This is a genomic window from Bacillus sp. 05T31 (assembly GCF_056396725.1).
This window is the reverse complement of the sequence record NZ_JBFTMA010000248.1, coordinates 1-5,594: the sequence shown is the minus strand read 5'-3', so window position 1 is coordinate 5,594 and position 5,594 is coordinate 1. Positions and strand designations below refer to the sequence as shown.

4 protein-coding genes are annotated in these 5,594 nt (G+C 34.7%); 2 read left to right on the top strand and 2 right to left on the bottom strand.

The window, feature by feature from the left end; all coding sequences use genetic code 11:
* Positions 1-507: 507 nt before the first annotated feature.
* Entirely contained in the window at positions 508-2,145 is a 1,638-nt protein-coding gene (locus tag AC1DJR_RS15815) for a M20/M25/M40 family metallo-hydrolase (protein ID WP_477002983.1), read from the bottom strand.
* Between the two features lie 75 nt (positions 2,146-2,220).
* A complete protein-coding gene (locus AC1DJR_RS15810) occupies positions 2,221-2,970 on the bottom strand; it encodes an IclR family transcriptional regulator (RefSeq protein WP_429687733.1) in 750 nt (249 codons plus the stop codon).
* 264 nt (positions 2,971-3,234) lie between these two features.
* Between AC1DJR_RS15810 and AC1DJR_RS15805 the strand changes: the two genes are divergently transcribed.
* Entirely contained in the window at positions 3,235-4,659 is a 1,425-nt protein-coding gene (locus AC1DJR_RS15805) for an amino acid permease (protein ID WP_477002984.1), read from the top strand.
* A gap of 277 nt (positions 4,660-4,936) precedes the next feature.
* Positions 4,937-5,284 (top strand): VOC family protein, encoded by a 348-nt coding sequence (locus AC1DJR_RS15800; protein ID WP_105587276.1) that lies wholly within the window; start codon positions 4,937-4,939, stop codon positions 5,282-5,284.
* The last annotated feature ends 310 nt before the right edge of the window (positions 5,285-5,594 follow it).

Genomic DNA, 5,594 nt, shown 5'->3' with positions numbered 1-5,594 from the left:
ATCTCACAGATATGAGAAAAAAACAGTCTTTGATATTTTAGGTGTTGTGTATGAGTATACCACTTCTGCTCATCAGGTAGCATAGCAAAAAATTTGAAACCCGTCAGGGTTTATTTGATGTGCCTACTTTTATGATATCTATAAAAGATAATAAAAGACTACGTGAAAAGACCACATCTTGTATAAAAATATACCTTAAGTTGATGGATGTGTGGTGCTACCCCATCGCCAACAAGGTAAAATGAAATCATATTTCAAAAATAAATAGAGCCTGTCCCAAAATTGATGAGAGTAGCTCTTTTTTCATGTCGCATGATGGTAAATAAAATTTTATTGGCGATTTTTCTAATATATCGATCACAACTCGAATTTTACCAACGATTCGACAAGGAATATCGACTTAACTACAAAATAAGACAATAATAACCTACTTATTAATTAGAGAAACCGTCCCAAAATACCTTTTGGGACGGCCTCCTTTTTTCTATCTCTCTTATACAGACACTATCACTGTGTAACTTTATTAGAAACAAGTAATTTTTCAATACATATAGGCAACATATCTAATAGTGTTTCAAATGCGTAATTTACGTCCAGACGCTCCGTCCATTGATGGGCATCTTTTCCTACCGGTCCCATATTTAATACTGGAACGTCAAACTCTTCTAATTCCTGAAGTGGAATCRAATAACCTTTATCCCATAATGGCATATTGTCTACAAGRGAACYCATTGAATCYAATGGGTACTGCAAGCCCACATAGCTCAAATCTGAAATTCCTCCAAAATAATTTTGATTTTCAAATGTAATGCTATGATTATAGTGGGCATACTTTTCCATTTCTACAACTACCTCTTTAATGAAAGGATTATTGCGTGAACTCACAGCTGGATAGTACGGCGGCGCAAAGAAAAGTACAATCATCGGAGCCTTTTCTTTACACAGAATCGCTAATTTGTCTACTAAATCAATGGTTACCGCACGATCATCTTTATCTTCTCTATTTTTTATAATATTAGATTGATTTTCATCTAATTTTTCTTGTCCATGTTGTTCAATTGCATAAGTGATAAGCTCTTCATATGTTAATACATTTACTTTAAGATTAGGCGGTATGAACGGATTATACTTAGAAAAATGATACGCTCGCTCCTCATACGATTCTTCGATTTTCTCTGCTACTTTCGTTACCTTTTGACGTAACAACGAAACTACATCTGTCATCGTTTTTTCTAGTAAAAACAAGTTAAATAATGTGACAGCACGATGAGGAATTTGTACAGAATAATCCTCCTTTAAGTCTCTTTGAAGCAAGTTAGTTGGTGGTGGACTCGCTTCACCATCTACAATATCACAAAGGTCCGTATTCAACTCTAATTCTGCTGTTATTAATGAAGCCATATAACTCCCATTTAACCCTGCAAAAGGTTCGCCTACATGTGTCTCTTTTCCATAGCAAAGGAAACCAGGTAACACTTTACCAATAGAACCAGTATAAATATACTTATTTTGGTCACCAGGATGTCTTGAAAACATAGGCTCTGAATTTAGGACCGTTTTATACTCTAAGTCATGTTCTTTTGCTAAGTCTAATAATCTTGGAACAGCAGCCCTCATCCCTACAGAGTTCACTTCTTCATCTGGAACAGCCAATAAAAGAACATTCCCATCAAATCTTCCTTCACAAGCTTGCTCAACCATCGCCATTTGTAAAGTTAGACCACATTTCATATCCATTGTTCCTCTACCAAAGAGCCAATTTCCTTGTTCTATATCTTCACGTACATGATCTGGTAGCTCATCTTTATGAGAATAAAACATAGATGTTAATTTTTTAGGGTTAAATGCATCTTCTTTCCACACTCCATAATCCTGTACATCTACAACATCAAAGTGACTAACAAGAATTACAGTATTTTTCGTACTATCACTTTTCTTTACTAGGGCTGTAACAAAATATCGTCCATCCCCCGTCGGATTTTTTTGCAAATGATGCGAATTTTGTTTGAAATACGGTAAATCAGATAATTGTTCTACAACAAAGTCTGGCAATATAACTTCAGCTTCTGAACCTGTAATACTAGGAATTTCAACAAGACCGCTTAATAATTGCACCAATTGTTCTTTAGATTGCCACTTTGACATATAAATCCCCCTATTTTTCCGCATTATGAAAATCAATTCCAATATATGAATAAAAAATGACGACAGCTATCAAAATTATAATTCTGATGTACTGCCGATTTTTATTGATATTTCATGAGCTGCTTGTTTTACCTTACTAATAAGAAAAGATAGTCGATCATCATTAATGCGATGACTAATTAACCCAACACTTAATGCTCCTACTACTTTATGATTAAATCCGATAATAGGTGCAGCTACTGAAGCTGTCCCTTCTGTTTTTTCACCATAACTCACAGCATATCCTTCATTTCTTATTTGCTTTATTTGATCAAAAAGAATTTGCTTTTGTTCTGGTAAAGAAGAAAGTAAATCTTCTACAATGTATTCCATTTCATTCGTGTTCATATTGGCAAGCATCGTTTTATTTGCGGCTCCAATCGAAAGTGGAATCTGTTCTCCTAAGTTATCGATAACTCGAATTTTTAAAGGGCTATCAATTCTTTCAATGATAATAGAATGTGTTTCATTTGGAATGTTCAAATAAACACTTTCTTCAACTTCAGAGGCCAAACGCTTCATCACTTCTCTTGCAACAGATCTGTAGTCTACCTTCTCCAATTGACGTAATCCTATTTCCATCCACATTGGTCCAATCTTGTACTGTTTTGTTTCTGGAATTTGCGTAACTAATCCATGCTCCATTAGAGAATTCAGTAACCTATGTACTGTACTAACCGGGAGATGTGTTCTATCAGCTATATCAGAAATAGCCCAATACTCTTTTTCATTTGTAGAATTCAGTAACTTAATAATACCTATCGCTCGATCAATGGACTGTACCATAACTCGCCTCAACTTTACTTGTAGTATGTTTAGCCTAATTAACTATCAATTTATCAAAAATTTAAACTGAAATCAATTAATTTATTTAATTTTCTAAAAATAGAGATATAACACTAACAGCAAGTTGAAAACGCAAACAAAAAACTGTTGACTTTTCTTCTTAATTATCTGAAAATTATAACAAGATTTCACATCACGGAATACATTCCATAATACGGAAAAACATCAAATTTCATACTACCAATTATGAAAGTGAGGAAAACAATGACGCAAGTAAACAATACAAACAATGAATTAAAGCGCACGATGAAAAGTAGACATTTATTCATGATTGCGCTCGGTGGTGTGATTGGAACGGGGTTATTTAACGGATCTGGTTTTATAATAAGTCAAGCTGGACCTGGTGGATCCGTACTTGCCTTTATGGCCGGTGGATTATTAATGTATCTCGTTATGCTATGTCTTGGTGAGCTTGCTGTAGCAATGCCAGTTTCAGGTTCCTTCCAGGAATATGCCACTAAGTTCATCAATCCCGCAACTGGGTTTACCATCGGATGGTTGTATTGGCTAAGCTGGGCAAATACGACTGGTCTTGAATTTACAACTGCCGGTATTACAATGCAGCGATGGTTTCCTGATATTCCTGTCTGGGTTTGGTGTTTAATATTTGGTGTTACAATATTCACTATTAACGCATTATCCGCTCGTAGTTATGCAGAAACAGAATTTTGGTTTTCAAGTATTAAAGTATCTGCCATTATTGCTTTCATTATTCTTGGCGGCGCCGCTATGTTCGGCTTTATTGATTTAAAAGGAAACGAACCAGCCCCGCTTCTTTCAAATTTCGTAAATCATGGTGGTTTATTCCCAAATGGACTTGCCGCTATCTTATTAACAATGGTTACAGTCAATTATTCCTTCCAAGGTACAGAACTTGTTGGAATCGCAGCAGGTGAAAGTAAAGATCCAGGAAAGACTTTACCTCGCTCTATTAGAAATATAATATGGCGCACGATGTTTTTCTTCGTCTTAGCAATCTTTGTTCTCGTGGCCTTAATTCCTTGGGAAGAGGCAGGATTAACAAAAAGTCCGTTTGTTGCTGTATTTGATAATATAGGTATTCCATATGCAGCTGATATTATGAACTTTGTTATTCTTACTGCTGTTCTTTCTGTCGCAAACTCAGGACTATACGCTGCAACTCGAATGCTTTGGTCATTATCAAAAAATGATATGGCTCCAGCCTTTTTAAAGAAATTATCATCACGAGGGATACCTCTAAACGCTTTAATCTTGACGATAGCTATTTCTGCTTTTTCTCTTTTGACAAGCGTTGTAGCTGCTGAAACGGTTTACTTATGGCTGATTTCAATTTCTGGAGTCATTACAATTATTGTTTGGATGTCAATTTGTGCTTCTCAATTCTTTTTCCGTAAACATTATTTAGCCAAAGGTGGAAAATTAGAAAACTTAAAATTCAGAACTCCACTTTATCCTCTTGTCCCAATTCTCGGTTTTGGACTGTATGGCATTATATTAATAAGTCTTATCTTTATCCCAAGTCAAAGACTAGGAATCTATTGCACTGTACCATTTATCATCTTTTGCTACACCTACTATCACTTTAAGGTAAAGAAAAGAATTGCTACTAACACTCATACAGAGACTAAAATTAGCGAAACTTCGTAATACTATGCGATACATAAAAGACCGCACATGGCTTTTACTTCATGTGCGGTCTTTTATCATTGCTTTATTCATTTTTCCAGGAACAGTTCCCCTATTTTCCCCATACTATTAGAAGGATGATGTCGGTATCGTTAATGTAGTAAATGCTACACCAGCAATTATGATTTTTTACTGTTCATAAGTTGCTGATTCTCCTTACTATTCCTGTTTTGTTTTGATATATTAAATTTATACTACGTCACATTAAAAATTTTAAAATAGACAGGAGTTAAATGCGATGATAAAAGGTTTCGGAGGAATATTTTGGAGAACTAAGAATCTTGATGTTATAAAAAAATGGTACAGTGAAGTGTTGAAGATTGAAATCGAAAATTGGAATGGGACTGTAATTAAACCCGAATTAGGAACTGAGACTATCTTTTCTTTCTTTACCGAAAATGACAGTTATTTTCCAACAGAACAACAAGTGATGTTAAATTTCCAAGTACATAATCTAAACGAGACTATTCAGCATCTTGAACAAATTGGTGTACCTCTTGAAAAGAAAGAAGAGATTAGTGAATTTGGAAAGTTTATTTGGATTAAAGATCCTGAAGGTCGATTGATCGAACTTTGGGAGAAATAGCCGGTTGTAATCATTTGCTATTAAGCTAACAAAACACCCCCTAAAATAAAAAACACGCTATTCTTTCTGTAGATACATAAGAAAGGATGGCGTTTTTAATATAAACTTATCGATTTTCGATGAACTAGAATTGTTTTCTAAAGAGGTGCAACGACATATGTCGCTTAATGCTTTAGAGCAAATAGCTACAAATATAGGATGTGTTACATGAAAAAGTAAATACCGTATACAAGATTAAGTGGCCTTATATATCTAAATGAAAAAGCATAACCCATACTTCATTGATACTCCCTCTTTAATATACAGAGGG

What these genes read in the sequence shown, in the direction of transcription:
- AC1DJR_RS15810 (WP_429687733.1), bottom strand. Translation starts at nt 2,970, where the DNA reads ATGGTACAGTCCATTGATCGAGCGATAGGTATTATTAAGTTACTGAAT.
- AC1DJR_RS15805 (WP_477002984.1), top strand. Translation starts at nt 3,235, where the DNA reads ATGACGCAAGTAAACAATACAAACAATGAATTAAAGCGCACGATGAAA.
- AC1DJR_RS15800 (WP_105587276.1), top strand. Translation starts at nt 4,937, where the DNA reads ATGATAAAAGGTTTCGGAGGAATATTTTGGAGAACTAAGAATCTTGAT.